This is a genomic window from Holdemania filiformis DSM 12042 (assembly GCF_000157995.1).
GTDB lineage: Bacteria > Bacillota_I > Bacilli_A > Erysipelotrichales > Erysipelotrichaceae > Holdemania > Holdemania filiformis.
Genome location: NZ_GG657558.1, coordinates 200,748 through 201,679, shown reverse-complemented (window position 1 = coordinate 201,679; position 932 = coordinate 200,748). Strand labels below are relative to the sequence as shown.

Below are 932 nucleotides of genomic sequence, written 5' to 3'. Positions count from 1 at the left end.
GGTTCGTGTTTACCATTTCTTTTTAATGACGGGTTCCCTGCATCTGCGGCTTGCCTTTCCTTGTTCCTCTGGCGTACAATAAAGACATGATTCTTGAGGAGGGATTTTATGATCTGCATCACGGGCGGCACCGTCCATACCGGCAAGGGCGAAGTGCTGGAAAATACCGATATTCTGATCGATAACGGAAAGATCGTTGAAGTGGGTAAGGATTTAAAAGGAAAGGCCGAAGGGTTTATCGACGCTTCCGGCAAGGTGATTCTGCCGGGGTTTATCGACGCGATGAGCGAACTGGGCATGGCGGTCCGGCGCGGCGAAGTGCGCGACAACGACGAAAAGAGCGATCCGCTCACGCCGCATTTAAAGGCGCTCTATGCTTATGACGGGGACTGCGTCAGCGAACAGGCGCCGTATACCTACGGGATTACCGCGCTGGCGGCATCACCGAGCAATTCCAATATTCTGGGCGGTCAGATGGCGGTCTTCAGAACGGCCGGCATCAATCCGTTTAAAATGTTGGTGAAGGATGAGGCAGGGATGAAAGGTTCCGTGACCGATCAGGTCAAGGAAGCCTATGGTTCCCGCAACGTAGCGCCGATGACGAAGATGGGAATTTTCAGCTTGCTGCGGGACGCACTGCGGCAGGCACAGGAGTATGACGAGAACAAACCGGAAACCAAGCGGGATGAAAAAGCCAAAGCGCTGAATAAAGTGCTGGCGAAGGAAATGCCGCTTTTGATCGCCGCCAACAACGCCGCCGAGCTGCGGGGGGTGCTGCGGGTCTGCGCCGACTACGATCTGAAACCGATTCTGGCGCTGGGCTATGATATTCATGCGGAAGATGTCGATTTGTTAGATAAAATCCAGGGCGTCATTCTGGGCAATCTGTCGTATGGCTTTAACGCCTATTCGCAGAAAGCGGATTTGGAAGG

General features: G+C 53.6%; 1 protein-coding gene. It reads left to right on the top strand.

All coding sequences use genetic code 11. The features are described from left to right. Positions 1–108: 108 nt before the first annotated feature. Positions 109–932, top strand: an 824-nt coding sequence (locus HOLDEFILI_RS19795) for an amidohydrolase family protein (RefSeq protein ID WP_006059896.1), incomplete at its 3' end; no start/stop codon positions are given.